This window comes from Brevundimonas sp. UBA2503, assembly GCF_002341485.1.
GTDB classification, from domain to species: Bacteria; Pseudomonadota; Alphaproteobacteria; order Caulobacterales; family Caulobacteraceae; genus Brevundimonas; species Brevundimonas halotolerans.
The window spans coordinates 151,708-166,519 of sequence record NZ_DDOD01000011.1; the positions used below are offsets into that span (position 1 = coordinate 151,708).

At 66.3% G+C, this 14,812-nt stretch carries 16 protein-coding genes and 1 tRNA gene; 6 read left to right on the forward strand and 11 right to left on the reverse strand.

Annotation, left to right across the window (positions count from 1 at the left end):
- Positions 1–295 precede the first annotated feature (295 nt).
- The 4 genes from B4K74_RS06245 to B4K74_RS06260 are packed head-to-tail and all read right to left on the reverse strand — an operon-like array spanning position 296 to position 5,274.
- The gene (locus B4K74_RS06245; protein ID WP_286692214.1) at positions 296–565 is read right to left on the reverse strand and encodes a hypothetical protein; all 270 of its coding nucleotides are present in this window, start codon (positions 563–565) and stop codon (positions 296–298) included.
- A 44-nt stretch (positions 566–609) separates the two neighbouring features.
- Positions 610–1,722 carry an osmoprotectant NAGGN system M42 family peptidase gene (locus B4K74_RS06250; protein ID WP_286692215.1) on the reverse strand — a complete coding sequence of 371 codons (1,113 nt, stop codon included), beginning with the start codon at positions 1,720–1,722 and terminating at the stop codon, positions 610–612.
- Between the two features lie 14 nt (positions 1,723–1,736).
- Positions 1,737–3,452 (reverse strand): N-acetylglutaminylglutamine synthetase, encoded by a 1,716-nt coding sequence (gene ngg / locus B4K74_RS06255; protein ID WP_286692216.1) that lies wholly within the window; start codon positions 3,450–3,452, stop codon positions 1,737–1,739.
- A 46-nt stretch (positions 3,453–3,498) separates the two neighbouring features.
- Complete coding sequence (locus tag B4K74_RS06260; protein ID WP_286692217.1) at positions 3,499–5,274, reverse strand: N-acetylglutaminylglutamine amidotransferase; 1,776 nt, start codon at positions 5,272–5,274, stop codon at positions 3,499–3,501.
- Between the two features lie 321 nt (positions 5,275–5,595).
- Between B4K74_RS06260 and B4K74_RS06265 the strand changes: the two genes are divergently transcribed.
- The 6 genes from B4K74_RS06265 (at position 5,596) to B4K74_RS06290 (ending at position 10,465) form a co-directional block, all read left to right on the forward strand.
- On the forward strand, positions 5,596–7,023 hold the full coding sequence (locus tag B4K74_RS06265) for a circularly permuted type 2 ATP-grasp protein (RefSeq protein ID WP_286692218.1): 1,428 nt from the start codon (positions 5,596–5,598) through the stop codon (positions 7,021–7,023).
- Between the two features lie 40 nt (positions 7,024–7,063).
- Positions 7,064–8,005 (forward strand): alpha-E domain-containing protein, encoded by a 942-nt coding sequence (locus B4K74_RS06270; RefSeq protein ID WP_286692219.1) that lies wholly within the window; start codon positions 7,064–7,066, stop codon positions 8,003–8,005.
- Between the two features lie 4 nt (positions 8,006–8,009).
- On the forward strand, positions 8,010–8,810 hold the full coding sequence (locus B4K74_RS06275) for a transglutaminase family protein (protein ID WP_286692220.1): 801 nt from the start codon (positions 8,010–8,012) through the stop codon (positions 8,808–8,810).
- Positions 8,811–8,843: 33 nt separating this feature from the next.
- Complete coding sequence (locus B4K74_RS06280) at positions 8,844–9,575, forward strand: proteasome-type protease (RefSeq protein WP_286692221.1); 732 nt, start codon at positions 8,844–8,846, stop codon at positions 9,573–9,575.
- Between the two features lie 376 nt (positions 9,576–9,951).
- Positions 9,952–10,143 carry an alpha-hydroxy-acid oxidizing protein gene (locus tag B4K74_RS06285; protein ID WP_286692222.1) on the forward strand — a complete coding sequence of 64 codons (192 nt, stop codon included), beginning with the start codon at positions 9,952–9,954 and terminating at the stop codon, positions 10,141–10,143.
- Positions 10,130–10,465, forward strand: coding sequence for an alpha-hydroxy acid oxidase (locus B4K74_RS06290; RefSeq protein WP_286692223.1), 336 nt, complete (start codon positions 10,130–10,132; stop codon positions 10,463–10,465). Before B4K74_RS06285 ends, B4K74_RS06290 begins: the two co-directional genes overlap by 14 nt.
- A 47-nt stretch (positions 10,466–10,512) precedes the next feature.
- On the opposite strand, the gene B4K74_RS06295 is transcribed toward B4K74_RS06290, so the two are convergent.
- The 7 genes from B4K74_RS06295 to B4K74_RS06325 all read right to left on the reverse strand — a co-directional run bounded on the left by B4K74_RS06295 (position 10,513) and on the right by B4K74_RS06325 (position 14,810).
- Positions 10,513–10,602: transfer RNA gene (locus tag B4K74_RS06295), tRNA-Ser, on the reverse strand.
- Positions 10,603–10,683: 81 nt separating this feature from the next.
- The gene (locus tag B4K74_RS06300) at positions 10,684–11,643 is read right to left on the reverse strand and encodes an NUDIX hydrolase (RefSeq protein WP_286692224.1); all 960 of its coding nucleotides are present in this window, start codon (positions 11,641–11,643) and stop codon (positions 10,684–10,686) included.
- A 2-nt stretch (positions 11,644–11,645) separates the two neighbouring features.
- Positions 11,646–12,275: an HD family hydrolase gene (locus tag B4K74_RS06305; RefSeq protein WP_286692271.1), complete on the reverse strand. Its 630-nt coding sequence runs from the start codon at positions 12,273–12,275 to the stop codon at positions 11,646–11,648.
- Between the two features lie 119 nt (positions 12,276–12,394).
- Positions 12,395–13,216, reverse strand: coding sequence for a methyltransferase type 11 (locus tag B4K74_RS06310; protein ID WP_286692225.1), 822 nt, complete (start codon positions 13,214–13,216; stop codon positions 12,395–12,397).
- Positions 13,217–13,286: 70 nt separating this feature from the next.
- Positions 13,287–14,147, reverse strand: coding sequence for an AAA family ATPase (locus B4K74_RS06315; protein ID WP_286692226.1), 861 nt, complete (start codon positions 14,145–14,147; stop codon positions 13,287–13,289).
- Between the two features lie 67 nt (positions 14,148–14,214).
- The gene (locus B4K74_RS06320; RefSeq protein WP_123286166.1) at positions 14,215–14,427 is read right to left on the reverse strand and encodes a hypothetical protein; all 213 of its coding nucleotides are present in this window, start codon (positions 14,425–14,427) and stop codon (positions 14,215–14,217) included.
- Positions 14,424–14,810: a hypothetical protein gene (locus tag B4K74_RS06325; protein WP_286692227.1), complete on the reverse strand. Its 387-nt coding sequence runs from the start codon at positions 14,808–14,810 to the stop codon at positions 14,424–14,426. Before B4K74_RS06325 ends, B4K74_RS06320 begins: the two co-directional genes overlap by 4 nt.
- Positions 14,811–14,812 lie beyond the last annotated feature (2 nt).

Consider the following 14,812-nt stretch of genomic DNA (forward strand, 5'->3'; position numbering starts at 1 on the left):
CCTGCTGGCGGCAAAGGAGTTTGGCCGCACCCGTCGCTGCTCATCGTGACCGAGAAGGTGAACTCGGTAGGCCCCTGAACGGCCTGGGATGGCGAGATGCTTGCAGCGTGAACTGTCCATGTGTTCCAGCCCGGATTTTCCACTCGTTCAGCTGAGGTAACTGTCGCGAGCAATCTGCCTTCGTAGGCGGCCAACTGCTCGGCTCGCGGCACGAGGTACCGACAGGCGACGGCGCTGTTGGCCAGACCAGCTGTTGCCAACACCGTTGCAACACCGACAATGAGCGAAGAGCGTCTCAAAGGTCTGCCTCTCTTCCTCGAAGGCCGGCCCAGTTCAGGCGCAGCGTACGCAGCCCGAAACGGATCAGGCGGGGGCTGAGCAGGAGAATCCCGATTGCCAGCGATGTATCGGTCGAAATGACGGTGAGGTCGCCGCCGAACAGATCGTGCCAGTTCCGGGTGAGCGCCACGATGAACACGGCCGGAAGCACACAGCCCAGCAGGGTGAAGATCGTCCCGTTCAGCAGCCCGGCGAGAGCCTGTTCCTTGTCCTTGGGCGGTTCCATGTCCGGCACCTTACGGCAGCGGTACCGGACAGCAAGGGACAGGCTCAGTCGATCGGCTGGTGGGTGAAGCCGCTGACGCCAGCCAGGGGCCGGCTGTCGCGTTCGATCTCGACCTCGCTTTCGGCATAGACGACCAGCAGTTCGGCCAGACAGGTCAGGGCGTTCAGGTGGATGCGCTCATAGCCGTGGCTGGCGTCGATGCCGAAGGTCAGCAGGGCCGTGCGGATGTCCGCGCCCGACTCGAGCGCCGAGGCCGAGTCTGACCGGTAATATCGGAACACATCCTTCTGCAGGGCGATGTCGTGGTCTCGCGCCAGCCGGGCCAGCTTGCGCGACAGGTGCCAGTCGAACGGCCCGGTCTGGTCGGCCATGGCCAGGGTGACGCCGAACTCGGACGAATTCTGGCCGGGCGCGGTCGTGCCGTTGTCGATGGTGATCATGGCGGCGACGTCGGGGACCAGCACGGACGAGGCGCCGACACCGACCTCCTCGGCGATGGTGATCAGCGCATAGGTATCGACCTCGGGCGTGCGGCCCTCGCGGACCATACACTCCAGCGCCGCCAGCAGGGTCGCGACCCCCGCCTTGTCGTCCAGATGGCGCGAGACGATGTAGCCGTTGTCGAGGAATTCCGGTTGGGGGTCGATGGCGATGATATCGCCAACCTCTACACCCAGGGCTTCGGTCGCGGCACGGTCATAGACCCGTTCGTCGATGCGCAATTCGACCTGGGTCCAGGCGACAGGCTGGGTGTCGACCTCCTCGTTGAAGGTGTGGCCCGAGGCCTTGAGCGGCAGGATGGTGCCCCGGAACCGCTGGCCTTCGGAGAAGATCGTGGCCCGCGCGCCCTCGGCAAAACGCGACGACCAGTGCCCGATCGGCACGACCTCGAGGCGGCCATTCTCCTTGATGCGCTTGACCTGGGCACCCAGGGTATCGACGTGGGCCACCAGCGCCCGGGCAGGCTTGGCCTCCTTGCCCGCCAGTTTGGCCCGGATCGCCCCGCGCCGGGTCAGATCGAACGGAATTCCCAGCCGCTCCAGCTCGCGACAGACCTCCCAGACGGCCTCATCCGTATAGCCCGTGGGGCTTGGGATGTTCAGCAGGCGCGACAGGCGCTCGGTCAGATAGGCAGAGTCGATAGAGGGAAGGGTCATGCGTCTCCTTGGTTTCAGCTGGTCAGGGCCACGCGGCTGGCCGCGGCCCCGGACAGGGGGAACAACAGGTCGATGAACCGCTCGGCCGTGGGCTGGGGTTCATGGTTGGCCAGACCGGGGCGCTCATTGGCCTCGATGAAGTGATACTCCGGACCCCGGTGGTCGGGAACCATCAGGTCGATGCCGGTGACCGAGATGTCGATGGCGCGGGCGGCCATCACGGCGGCATTGATCAGGGCGGGATGCACCTCGCCCGTCACATCATGGATGGTGCCGCCCAGATGCAGATTGGCGGCCTTGCGGACGCGGATTTCCTCACCGGCCGGGGCCACGTCATCGAAGCCGTAGCCCGCTTCGGCCAGGGTGCGCCGGGCTTCGGCATCCAGTGGGATGCGCGACTCTCCGCCGGTCGCGGCCGCACGCCTCCGGCTCTGGTGGGCGATCAGATCGCGCAGGGTCGACCGCCCGTCCCCCACCACGCGCGGCGGGCGACGAATGGCGGCGGCCACGACCTTGAAGTCGATGACCACCAGCCGCAGGTCCTCGCCCTCGACATGGTCCTCGACCAGCACTTCGGGACAGAGGGCGCGGGCTTCCGCAATGGCGGCCTGAACGTCGTTCAGCGTGGTGAGGCCCACGGCCACGCCCTTTCCCTGTTCGCCGCGCGCGGGCTTGACCACCAGGGCGGGACGGCCGGCCAGCGCTGCGGTCAGGGCCTCGGTATCTTCCGGATCATAGCGCTGCGGCACCGTCAGTCCGGCGTGTTCGACAATGCGGCGGGTCATCCGCTTGTCGTCACAGATGCTGACGGCGACGGCCGAAGTCAGTTCCGACAGGCTTTCGCGACAGCGGATCGACCGGCCGCCCCAGGTCATGCGCACCAGTCCGCCCTCGGCATCGAGGACATCGGTGGCAATCCCCCGGCGCCGCGCCTCGTCGACGATGATCCGGGCATAGGGATTGAGGTCGCTGGCCGGGTCGGGGCCCTTGAACAGCGGTTCGTTGATCGGATTCTTGCGCTTCACCCCGAAGAAGGAGACACGGCGAAAGCCCAGCTTCTCATAGAGGGCGATGGCCTGTTCGTTGTCGTGGATGACCGACAGATCCATATAGGCCAGCCCACGCGTGCGGAAATGCTCGGCCAGGCGCCGGACCAGGGCCTCGCCCACGCCCGGCTGGGTGGCCTGCGGATCGACCGCCAGACACCAGAGCGACGAGCCTTCCTCGGGGTCGGAAAACGCCTTGACGTGATCGACGCCCGTGACCGTGCCGATGATGGCGCCGGTGGTTTCGTCCTCCGCGACGAAATAGGTCAGGGCGCGATCGTCCTTGCGGCTGGAAAAGAAGTCGGGCCGGATCTGCACCATGCGCCGGGCGGCATAGATGCGGTTGGTCGCCTCTATGTCGTCCTCGGACGCCAGTCGGCGGACGGTGAAGCCCCGGGGCTGGCGTCGGCCAGGGCGATAGGTGGCCAGTTCCAGCCGGAAGGTGTGCGACGGGTCGAGGAACACCTCCTGCGGGGCCGAGGCCAGCAGCACATGCGGGTTGCGCACATAGAAGGCGATGTCGCGCCGGTCCGGGCCCTCGGACCGCAGGGCCTCGATCAGGGGCTGGGCATCGGAGAACGTCTGGGCGAACAGCAGCCGCCCCCAACCCATGTCGAGCACGGCGTCGGGCGTCATCTCGCGCTCGGCGCCGCCGACCATGGGCTTCAGGCCCTCATGGCGCATGCGTTTCAGGCGATGCGGCGCCGCGCGTGGCTTTTGACGGGGCGCGTCAGACGCCATGGGACTGCAGCCACATTTCCAGAACCGCGACCTGCCACAGCTCGGACCCGCGGAGGGGGGTGATGTGATCGCGCGGGTTTTCGAACAGGGTCTCCAGATACGGGCGCTGGAACAGGCCCCGCTCGCGCGCGACCTGACTGTTCAGACTGTCGCGGACCATCTCGAGATAGGGCCCGTCGATGTATTTGAGGGCGGGAACGGGGAAATAGCCCTTCTTGCGGTCGATCACCTCGGACGGCACCACCAGACGGGCAGCCTCCTTCAGCACGCCCTTGCCGCCCTGGCTGAGCTTGTGTTCGGGCGGAATGCGCCCCGCCAGTTCGACCAGCTCGTGGTCGAGGAAGGGCACCCGGGCCTCCAGACCCCAGGCCATGGTCATATTGTCCACCCGCTTGACCGGGTCGTCGACCAGCATGACCTGGCTGTCGAGGCGCAGGGCCTTGTCGACGGCGGTCTCGGCCCCCGGAATGCCGAAATGGCCCCGGACCAGCTCGAGGCTGGCGTCGGTCTCGGGCAGATAGTCCGGACTGACCTGGGTGCGCAGCGTCGCATCGCTGCGGTCGAAGAAGGCCCCGGCATAGGTTGCGACCGGATCGGTCGTATCCAGCATCGGCGGGTACCAGTGATAGCCGCCGAACACCTCATCGGCCCCCTGACCGGACTGGACGACCTTGATGTGTTTCGCGACCTCCTGGCTGAGCAGGTAGAAGCCGACATTGTCATAGCTGACCATGGGCTCTGACATGGCGCCGATGGTGCCGGGCAGGGACTGCATCAGCCGGTCATGCGGCACGAAGATCTGGTGGTGGTCGGTGCCATAGTGTTTGGCGATCAGGTCGGAATAGACAAACTCGTCGCCCTTTTCCTGATTGGCGGCCTCAAAGCCCACCGAGAAGGTCTGCAGACCCGTCTGGCCCAGCTCTGCCAGCAGGCCGACGACGAGGCTGGAATCCACCCCACCCGACAGCAGCACGCCGACCGGCACATCGGCGACCATGCGGCGCTTCACGGCAATGCGCAGGGCATCAAGCACCTGATCGCGCCAGTCCGCCGCCGAGAGCCGAGCGTCTTCGGCCCGCCGAACATTCTGCGGCGCCCAGTAGAGGCGGTCGCGATGGGTGCCGTCGGCTTCAAATATGCGCAGGGTCGCCGGAGGCAGTTTGCGCACGCCCTTCAGAATGGTTTGCGGCGGTGGCACCACAGCGTGGAAGGTCATGTAGTGGTGCAAACCGACCGGATCGATCGAGGTGTCCAAGTCTCCGCCCGCCAGCAGCGACGGCAGGCTGGAGGCGAACCGCAGCCGCTTGCCCTGTTCCGCCAGATACAGCGGCTTGATGCCGAACCGGTCGCGCCCCATCACCACACGGCCGCTGTCGCGCTCATGGATGACGAAGGCGAACATGCCGTGGAAGCGGTCGACGCAGGCCTCGCCCCAGGCATGCCACGCCTTGAGGAGCACCTCGCTGTCGCCGTCGGAGAAGAAGCGATAGCCCATGCCCTGCAGCTCGGCGCGCAGTTCGGGATAGTTATAGATGCAGCCGTTGAAGACCATCATCAGGCCGAGGTCGGCATCGACCATCGGCTGCTGGGCCTTGTCGCTGAGGTCGATGATTTTCAGGCGCCTGTGGCCGAAGGCGACCGGGCCGCGCGCCACCACCCCGCTGCCATCCGGCCCGCGTGGGGTCAGGGCCCCGGTCATCCGTTCTACAGCGGCGATATCGGCCGTCTGCCCGTTGAAATTGATCTCGCCACTCAGGCCACACATGCGCTGGCTCAGACCTCGCTTGTCATTTGAAATTCAGGTGCACGGGGCCGCACGCCCCCAAGCTTAACCGCTGCGACCCGGAACCGTTCCGCCGGGTTTTACGGACGACGCCGCCCGCGAACCCGGGCGGCGGTCGCAATGACCAGTGTAGCGGCCAACAGCCCGGCACCCAACCCGTGCCAAAGGCTATCGTCCAGCGGTCCGGGTCAGATCGGCGTCGATGAGAGCCCCGCCACCCAGCGATGCATGTCGCGACGCCCGGGTGCCCTTCATTGAGCAGGATCATTGAAGCGGCTGCCCCCCTGTGCGACACCTGATGCAATGGCGAACAAGCCCGACTTCTTTGACGAGATGAATGGCTCCGGCACCGCGTGCCGACCGCCTTATGCAAGCTACGCTGACTGGTTCGAGCGTCAGGGCGCACAGACCCTCAAGAAAAAGTCCAAGGACGCGGAGGTCTTCTTCCGTCGCACCGGCATCACCTTCAATGTCTATGGCCAGCAGGAAGCCGACGAGCGGCTGATCCCCTTCGACATTGTGCCGCGCATCATTTCGGCCCGGGAGTGGAGCCGCCTGACGCGCGGGATCGAGCAGCGGGTACGGGCCATCAATGCCTTTCTGCACGACATGTACCACCGGCAGGAGATCCTGCGGTCCGGCCGCATCCCCGTCGATGTGATCGCCGCCAACGCCGCCTTCCTGCCCCAGATGATCGGGGTCGAGCCGCCGGGCGGCATCTACACGCACATCGTCGGCATCGACATTGTCCGCACGGGCGAGGACGACTTCTTCGTGCTTGAGGACAATGCTCGCACGCCGTCGGGCGTCTCCTACATGCTGGAAAATCGCGAGACGATGCTGCGCATGTTCCCCGAACTGTTCTCGCGGGTCGCGGTGCGCGAGGTCAGCGACTATCCCAAGCTGCTGCGGCGGTCGCTGGCGGCCAGCGCACCGCGAGGCTGCGCAGGATCGCCCGTCGTGGCGGTCCTGACGCCCGGCATCCACAACTCGGCCTATTTCGAGCATGCCTTCCTGGCGGACGAGATGGGTGTCGAACTGGTCGAAGGGCAGGACCTGCAACTGGTCGATGGCCGCATCGCCATGCGGACCACCCGGGGCTACACCCCCATCGACGTCCTCTATCGTCGGGTCGACGACGAGTATCTGGATCCGATGAGCTTCAACCCGGACTCCCAGCTGGGCGTGCCGGGGTTGATGGACGTCTACCGGGCCGGGGGCATCACCATCGCCAATGCGCCGGGCACGGGCATCGCCGACGACAAGGCGATCTACAGCTACATGCCCGACATCATCCAGTTCTACACGGGCGAGAGCCCCATCCTGAAGAATGTTCCGACCTGGCGGTGCGCCGAGCCCGACGCCCTGGCCTATGTGCTGGAACATCTGGACGAGCTGGTCGTGAAGGAAGTCCACGGTTCGGGCGGCTACGGCATGCTGGTAGGGCCCGCCGCCAGCAAGCGGGAGATCGCCGCCTTTGCCGACAAGCTGAAGGCCCGCCCCGCCAACTATATCGCCCAGCCGACCCTGGCCCTGTCGACCGTGCCGGTGCTGACCAAGGCCGGCCTGGCACCGCGCCATGTGGACCTGCGCCCGTTCGTCCTCGTCTCTCCCGGCAAGATCGAGATCACCCCCGGCGGCCTGACCCGCATGGCGATGAAGGCGGGATCGCTGGTGGTGAACTCCAGCCAGGGCGGCGGCACCAAGGACACCTGGGTGCTGGAAGAATGAGGCGGGGCACAGTCACCATGCCGGGTCGGGGAGGGCTGTCATGCTAGGCAAGACCGCCGCCGGCCTGTTCTGGATGTTCCGGATGCTGGAGCGCAGCGAGAACACGGCGCGTCTGGTCGACGCGGGCTTTCGGATCGCCCTGACCCGGTCTGCGGCGGCCGAGGCGGAGTGGGCTTCGGTCATCAGCACCGCCGGTGTCCGCAAGGGCTATCTGGAGCGGTACGACGAGTTCAACGCCGCCAACGTCATCGACTATCTGCTGCGGGAAAAGGACAATCCCTCCAGCGTCGTCTCGGCCATCAACAGCGCCCGCACCAGTGCGCGGCTGGTGCGCACCGCCCTGACCCGTGAGGTCTGGGAGGCGACTAACGAAGGCTGGATGACAATCCGCGAGGTGCTGAAGCGGCCTGTGTCCGAGAACGGCCTGCCCGACATCCTGGCCACCATCCGGCGTCAGAATGCCCTGGTGCGCGGGGCCCTGACCGGCACCATGATGCAGAACGACGTCTACAACTTTGCCCATCTGGGGATCTTCATCGAGCGGGCGGACAACACGGCCCGGATCCTCGACGTCAAATATTATGTGCTGCTGCCGTCGGTGTCCTATGTCGGGTCGTCGCTGGACAATGTGCAGTGGGAGACGATCCTGCGGTCGGTCTCGGCGCAGCGGGCCTATCGCTGGCTGAGCGACGGGACCGCCAATCCCCGCCAGATTGCCAATCTGATCATTCTGGACCGGCGCATGCCGCGTTCGCTGGCCTTCTGTGCCGGGCAGATTTCCGAGCATCTGGGCTTCCTGGCCGAGGCCTATGGCAGCGAGATGCCCAGCCACGATCTGGCGCGGGCCCATGTGAAACGGCTGGCGGACCATTCGATCGAGTCGATCTTTGACGCAGGGCTCCACGGTGTCCTGAACGACTTCATCGCCCGCAACCACGCCCTCGGCCTGCAGATCGAGCAGGACTACAGGTTCTACGGATGATCCCATGCGCGTGAAGGTCCGGCACAGCACCGAATACCACTATGGCCAGGCCGTCAGCCGGGGCCTGCAGAAGATCCGCCTGACCCCCAAGCACTCGGGCGGGCAGGAGGTGTTGTCCTGGCGGACCGAGATCGAGGGCGGCCGCAAGGAGGTCGCCTACACCGACCAGCACAACAACCTGGTCGAACTGCTGTCCATCGAGCCGGGCAGCCGCACGGTGACCATTCTGTGCGAGGGCGAGGTCGATACCTCGGACACCGCCGGGGTGATCGGCCAGCACGGGGGGTTTGCCCCCCTGTGGTATTTCCATCGGGCGACGCCTCACACCCGGCCGGGCCCCCGTGTTCGCCAGCTGGTCCGCGACCTGGGCAAGGACTTCGACGACGACCCGTCGCGCCTGCACGCCCTGTCGGCCCTGATCCTTCGAACGGTGGCCTATGAGACGGGCACGACCGACTTTTCGACCACCGCGGAGCAGGCCATCGAGACCGGACGCGGCGTCTGTCAGGACCACGCCCACATCATGATCGCGGCCGCCCGGCTGATGGGCTATCCGGCACGCTACGTCAGCGGCTATCTGGTCATGGATGACCGGGTTGACCAGGAGGCGGGCCACGCCTGGGCCGAGGTCCATGTCGAGGGGCTGGGCTGGGTCGGCTTTGACGTCTCGAACGGGGTGTCGCCCGATCCCCGCTATGTCCGTGTCGCGACAGGCCTCGACTATGGCGAAGCGGCGCCGATCTCGGGTATCGTCTACGGGGGCCGCAATGAGTCGATGATTGTTCAGCTGCAGGTCCAGCAGTAGTCCGACCTTGCCCGCAATGAAGGTAACCGCTCCATGACCTATTGCGTTGGCATGCGCCTCAACAAGGGGCTGGTGTTCATGTCGGACACCCGCACCAATGCCGGCGTCGACAACGTCGCCACGGTCCGCAAGATGTTCACCTGGCACAAGCCGGGCGAGCGGATGATCACCCTGATGACCGCCGGCAATCTGGCCACGACCCAGTCGGTGGTCAGCATTCTGGACGAGCGCACCAAGGTCCCGGCCGAGCGCAATCCCTCGCTGCTGGAAACGCCGACCATGTTCCAGGCCGCGCGGCTGGTGGGCGAAGCCCTGCGCGAGACCATCCAGACCAATGTCCAGAGCGGCCAGTCGGCCGAGGCGATGTTCGGTGCCACCCTGATCATGGGCGGCCAGATCAAGGGCACACCGCCGCGCCTGTTCCTGATCTATCCGCAGGGCAATTTCATCGAGGCGACCGACGACAATCCCTATTTCCAGATCGGCGAGACCAAATACGGGCGCCCCATTCTGGTGCGGGGTTATGACCCGGACATGAGCTTCGAACAGGCCGTCAAATTGCTGGTGGTGTCGTTCGACTCGACGCTCAAGGCCAATCTGTCGGTGGGCCTGCCGATCGACTTCCAGACCTACACCACCGACCAGTACAAGCCCGGACATGAACAGCGGATCGAGCGAGACGATCCCTATTACCAGACGATCGCAGAGGGCTGGGCCGTGGCCCTCAGATCCGCCTTTCTTTCGCTGCCCGATCCGGAGCTGTGAGCGAGACGCGGAAAACACCGTCTGAATAGTCTGAACCGTCTGAAAGGGGAGGGCTGGAGTCGAAGGCCGAAAACAGACTCCCCTTTCTCCATATCGCCGGAAAGCCCCGTGCTTGCTGGGGTTCAGGGCCGTGCATGGGCTGGAGTCATGTGCGGGGACTCCAAACCAGACCCTGAAAAATACCGTCTGAACCGTCTGAACCGTCTGAAATCCGGATCGAGGCTCAGGCGCTCGTCCCGGACCGCTGCAGCCGGACCGCATCCCCCTCGTCAAATACCCTCCCTGCTATTGAGAACCCATTCTGCCACAACCCACAGCCAGGGCGGGAAGAAAGGGTCGGGCATGCGCACCCGGGGCGATGGACTGTCTGCAATCGATGGGTAGTCACGCCGCCATCCCATCCGTGCGATACGCTGTGCTGCCGGGCCCCAAGGATGTGCAGCACCGCGTCAGCAGCGTCGATTGGCCCGCCGCCGAGTGGAACGGGCCGCTCGCGATCAAGGGTCTGATGACGCCGGAGGACGCCACACGCGCCATCCGTTCCGGCGAGCGGCGTGATCATCTCTAACCACGGCGGTCGCCAACTGGATGGCGCGCCCGCGCCGATTGACCAGGTCGCCGCCGTCAGAGACGCGCTGGGCGACGGGCCCGATGTCATATGCGACGGAGGCGTTCGACGCGGATCGGACATCGTCAAGGCGCTCGCCCTGGGTGCGACGGCCTGTTCGATCGGCCGCCCGTATCTGTATGGTCTGGCCGCCGCGGGCGAGGCCGGTGTCGCCCGAACGCTCAAGATCCTGCGCGACGAGTTCGAACGCACGCTGTCCCTGGCGGCGGTGCCTGACATCCAGACCCTGGCGCGACGCCATATCCGCCACAGGCCGCGGTAGGGGCCTCGGGGGCCGGGATCAGATCAGGGAACTGATCCGGGCGGCGATGGCGGAGAGGGGGGGATTCGAACCCCCGGTACCCGTAAAGGCACGCCGCATTTCGAGTGCGGTACATTCAACCACTCTGCCACCTCTCCGCGGGGCCGTCGTGTTCTGGTCGAACGGACGGCTTCTCTAGTCGGACAGGGGCTGCGCCGCAAGAGGCTGCGGCCGCGATTTCAGCGCAGGGCGGGCAGGGGCAGGCCGAGGGTCTGGCCGTCCAGGGGATCGGCGGCGCTGCGGGTGAACAGCTCGGCCGGGCGGCCACCGGTGCCGGTGCTGAAGCGGCCGGTGGGGCTGACCAGTCCGGTACGCTCGACGCCCCTGCGGAAATTCTGCTTGTGCAGGGTGATGCCGGTGATGGCCTCGGCGCCGCGCTGCAGGTCCGAGAGGGTGAAGGTGGGCGACATCAGGTCGAACAGGACCGGGCGGTAACGCAGCTTGCTGCGCAGTCGGCCGAGGCCGGTGGCGAGTATCCGTCGGTGGTCCGAGGCCATGGGTGCGCCCGAGGGCAGGGCCGGCCGGTCGCGGTCGGCGTCGCGCGCGGCCTCCTGCACCAGACCGGCCTCATAGAGCAGTTCGTAGCGCTCGAGCACGCGGCTGTCGCTCCAGCGCTGGTCCGGTTGCGGGGCGAACAGGGCGTCGACGCGGGCACGGCGGCGGGGGTCGGCTTCGACCCATGTGCCCAGGGCGTGGTCCAGCGGGCCGAGCGCCGGAGGGCGCCCCTGTCGGTGATCCTCCCATGGAAAAAAGTCGAGCACGGGCTGCCAGCGGGCCTCGCCCCCGGGCCGGACAATAGCGGCCGTGTCTGTCGCGTCGGCGGTCAGGGCCAGATAGCCGACCGAGACCTCGCGCAACCGCTCGGGCCCCGGGGTGGCGCGGGGCGAGGCCCGGCCGAGGTCGCCGAAGGTGTAGAGCTGTTCGACATAGCCGGGGCGAAAGCCGGTCTGGGCGGTGACAAAGGCCCGCAGGGCCAGTTCGAAGGTGCGATCGCGGACCGGGTCGAAGGGGCCGAAGGGCAGGGCCGCGCTGCCGTCCTCGGCCCGGGTGGTCAAGACGACCGCTTCGCCCAGCCGCAGACCGATGACCACGGCCGAGAGGCCAATGCGGATACCGGTCGGAGGGGCGGGCTCGGCCATGCTCAGCCTCGCCGTCCGGCCGCGCGGCGCGGCACCTTTGGTGTCCAGGCTGTGGGCCGGGGCGCTGCGGCGGCATCCCGGGCCGCGACCAGGGCATGGTAGCGATCCATGTAGCGGGCCTGGGCGATCGAGGCGGGTTCGGGCCGGATCTCCAGCTCATAGCCGACGGGGGGGCGGCCGAAGAAGCCGAGGGCCTCGGTCTTGCTGAAACCGGCCAACTGGGTGGCCTCGAAGTAGGCACAGGCTTTGTCGGCGGTCTTGATCAGGGTCTTGATCGCGCGCGGGGTTTTGGCGGGCAGGCCAAAGCGGACGTGGATGGCGGTCTCGAGGCGGCTCTCAAAATCCTTGTAGTTCACGCCCAGCGCCGATTTGAACGGTGAGATCATGTCACCGATCACATACTCCGAGGCATCATGCAGCAGGGCGGCCAGCAGCCACCGGGGCTCGATGTCAGGCTGGATGTGGGCGACGATCTCCTGAACGATCACGCTGTGCTGGGCGACCGAAAAGGCGTGATCGCCGACAGTCTGGCCGTTCCAGCGGGCCACGCGGGCCAGGCCGTGGGCGATGTCCTCGATCTCGATGTCGAAGGGCGAGGGGTCGAGCAGGTCGAGCCGTCGCCCCGACAACATGCGTTGCCAGGCGCGGGGCGCGCGCGAAGAGGGAGAGCGGTCGGCCAAGTCGGTTCCTTTGATCAGGCGGTCAGGTGACCGATCCTGAGCCTCGGATCAAGGGGCCGGGTGGATTCGGCCTATTCGCCGACGTTAAGGGTCAGGAGGGCGCGGGCGTCGTCCATCAGGGGATCCTTGTCGGTTTCCTTGGCCCTGAAAACAGCGATCACCAGGGGGCCGCCGGCGGGACCCCGCGCTTCATAGCCTACCAGCCGCCAGCCCAGTCCGTCGGTCTGGCCGTCGGTGACGAGCCAGGTCGCGCGCGTGGCATCGCCGGCCGCCCGGGTCCGGATCAAGGCACCGTCGGCGGCGGCCTGGATGTTGACGCTGCCGTCGTCAGAGCCGCCTTCGATATTGACGCTGGACGCGCTGTCATTGGCGTCAATGGTCACGCCGCCGATGCGGATGCTGGCGCGGTCGCCGTCGGCATCGATCGACAGGCCCGGCACCTTGACCTGGGCGGTATCGCCCTCGGCCTGGATGCGGACCCCGGGGGCCTCGACCGTGGCGCTGTCGGAGCCGGACGTCGCGCCGGTGGTATCGGAATGGGCCGAAGCCTCAATCGCGGCGATGGTCTGCGGCATGTCCCCCGACAGGCGATCCTCGAACGCCTTGAGCACATCGTCCACGGAAGCGCCATCCAGCGGCTGGAGATGCAGGGTCACTTCGGAGCCCCGGGGGCCAGCATAGACGCAGACCTTGCCGCCGTTCTGGGCCGTGCCCTTGCGCGTCAGACTGCCCTGGGTCTGGGGGCACTGAAGGGTCTGGACGACCTTGAGCACACCCTTGTTCTCGCCGCCCTCACGCGTGGTGGTGATACGGATGGAGTCGTCGCCACAGGCGGCAAGGCCGGTGCAGGCGAGCAGCACACTGCTCATGATCAGGGTGGGCGTACGCATCATCAACACGTCCTCTTCGGTCCCATCCTGCGGGTCGGGGCCCAGAAATCCAGTGAAATCGCGGTAAGGCGCCTCAGCCGCCCGGGCGCGCGCCCTCGCGGCGGTTGAGGAAGGCGAGGCGCTCGAACAGGTGAACGTCCTGTTCGTTCTTGAGCAGGGCGCCGTGGAGGGGCGGGATGAGCTTTGAGCCGCTGGTTTCGCGCAGGGTTGCCGGGTCGATGTCATCGACGAGCAGCAGCTTGAGCCAGTCCAGAAGTTCGGACGTCGAGGGCTTCTTCTTCAGGCCCGGCGTGTCGCGGATTTCGTAGAAGGTGCGGAGTGCCTCGGACACCAGGCGCGGCTTGATGTCGGGGAAGTGGACATCGACGATGGACTTGAGCGTCTCGGCGTCTGGAAAGCGGATGTAGTGGAAGAAGCACCGGCGCAGGAAGGCGTCGGGCAGCTCCTTTTCGTTGTTCGAGGTGATGAGGACGACCGGACGGGTGTCGGCCCGGATGGTTTCGCCGGTCTCCTGAACGAAGAACTCCATGCGATCCAGCTCCTGGAGCAGGTCGTTGGGGAATTCGATGTCGGCCTTGTCGATCTCGTCGATCAGCAGGACGGGGCGTTGGGGGGCGGTGAAGGCCTCCCACAGTTTGCCGGGCTTCAGATAGTTGCGCACATCGTGCACCCGCTCGTCTCCCAGCTGGCTGTCGCGCAGGCGGCTGACGGCGTCATATTCATAGAGGCCATTGTGGGCCTTGGTCGTGGACTTGATATGCCAGGTGATCAGAGGCGCATCGAGGGCTTCGGCCAGTTCATAGGCCAGAACGGTCTTGCCGGTGCCGGGCTCACCCTTGACCAGCAGGGGACGTTCAAGCGCCACGGCGGCGTTGACGGCCACCTTCAGATCCTCGGTGGCGATATAGCGCTGCGTGCCCGTAAATCGGCTCATGAACGGCAGTCCCTTCCGGAGAGTTTCCGAAAGGGTGGTAGCCGATGGACGATCAGGTGAACAGGGTTCAGGTGATCTGCTTGGGCGTCGGCGGGTCGCTGGCCGGAAAGCTTTCCTCGACGGCCTCGTCCTGCAGGGCGTCCTGGCGGCTTTCGGATTTGGAGACCTTGTCCTTCAGCTGATCCGGCTTGCCGGTTTCGCGTTCGGCCTTGCGGGCATAGGGGGCGTCAGTGTCGCTGTCGTCCTTGCCGGGGTGATTGTCGTTGTCGGGTTGGGTCATGCGGGTGTCCTGTCTGTTGACGGGGGCGTGTCGTCTTCGGGGCCGTAGCCAAGGGCTTCGATATCGTCGTCGTCGAGGCGACGGGCCTCCCAGTGGGCGGCGCTGGCCTGGGCCCCGCGGCGGTTGCGCATCAGGCCGTCGTAGACCAGTTCGATCTCATCAGACCGCGGGTCCACGCGCCCATCAGGGTCGATGCGCTGGAGGGTCTGAATTTCGTCGGCGTCGTCATCTTCCTCGCCGGCGTCGCCCTCCCTCTGGGTGACGTCGAGGACGGGGTCGGCCTGGTCCGGAAGGATGTCGCCCTCGCCCTCATCATCGATGTGGGTTTCGTCGAAGGTCTCGGACTGGTCCTGTGCGTCGGGGGTGTTGTCGAGAGGTGTCATCG

What these genes read in the sequence shown, in the direction of transcription:
- B4K74_RS06245 (WP_286692214.1), bottom strand. Translation starts at nt 565, where the DNA reads ATGGAACCGCCCAAGGACAAGGAACAGGCTCTCGCCGGGCTGCTGAAC.
- B4K74_RS06250 (WP_286692215.1), bottom strand. Translation starts at nt 1,722, where the DNA reads ATGACCCTTCCCTCTATCGACTCTGCCTATCTGACCGAGCGCCTGTCG.
- ngg (WP_286692216.1), bottom strand. Translation starts at nt 3,452, where the DNA reads ATGCGCCATGAGGGCCTGAAGCCCATGGTCGGCGGCGCCGAGCGCGAG.
- B4K74_RS06260 (WP_286692217.1), bottom strand. Translation starts at nt 5,274, where the DNA reads ATGTGTGGCCTGAGTGGCGAGATCAATTTCAACGGGCAGACGGCCGAT.
- B4K74_RS06265 (WP_286692218.1), top strand. Translation starts at nt 5,596, where the DNA reads ATGGCGAACAAGCCCGACTTCTTTGACGAGATGAATGGCTCCGGCACC.
- B4K74_RS06270 (WP_286692219.1), top strand. Translation starts at nt 7,064, where the DNA reads ATGCTAGGCAAGACCGCCGCCGGCCTGTTCTGGATGTTCCGGATGCTG.
- B4K74_RS06275 (WP_286692220.1), top strand. Translation starts at nt 8,010, where the DNA reads ATGCGCGTGAAGGTCCGGCACAGCACCGAATACCACTATGGCCAGGCC.
- B4K74_RS06280 (WP_286692221.1), top strand. Translation starts at nt 8,844, where the DNA reads ATGACCTATTGCGTTGGCATGCGCCTCAACAAGGGGCTGGTGTTCATG.
- B4K74_RS06285 (WP_286692222.1), top strand. Translation starts at nt 9,952, where the DNA reads ATGGGTAGTCACGCCGCCATCCCATCCGTGCGATACGCTGTGCTGCCG.
- B4K74_RS06300 (WP_286692224.1), bottom strand. Translation starts at nt 11,643, where the DNA reads ATGGCCGAGCCCGCCCCTCCGACCGGTATCCGCATTGGCCTCTCGGCC.
- B4K74_RS06305 (WP_286692271.1), bottom strand. Translation starts at nt 12,275, where the DNA reads ATGTTGTCGGGGCGACGGCTCGACCTGCTCGACCCCTCGCCCTTCGAC.
- B4K74_RS06310 (WP_286692225.1), bottom strand. Translation starts at nt 13,216, where the DNA reads ATGATGCGTACGCCCACCCTGATCATGAGCAGTGTGCTGCTCGCCTGC.
- B4K74_RS06315 (WP_286692226.1), bottom strand. Translation starts at nt 14,147, where the DNA reads ATGAGCCGATTTACGGGCACGCAGCGCTATATCGCCACCGAGGATCTG.
- B4K74_RS06320 (WP_123286166.1), bottom strand. Translation starts at nt 14,427, where the DNA reads ATGACCCAACCCGACAACGACAATCACCCCGGCAAGGACGACAGCGAC.
- B4K74_RS06325 (WP_286692227.1), bottom strand. Translation starts at nt 14,810, where the DNA reads ATGACACCTCTCGACAACACCCCCGACGCACAGGACCAGTCCGAGACC.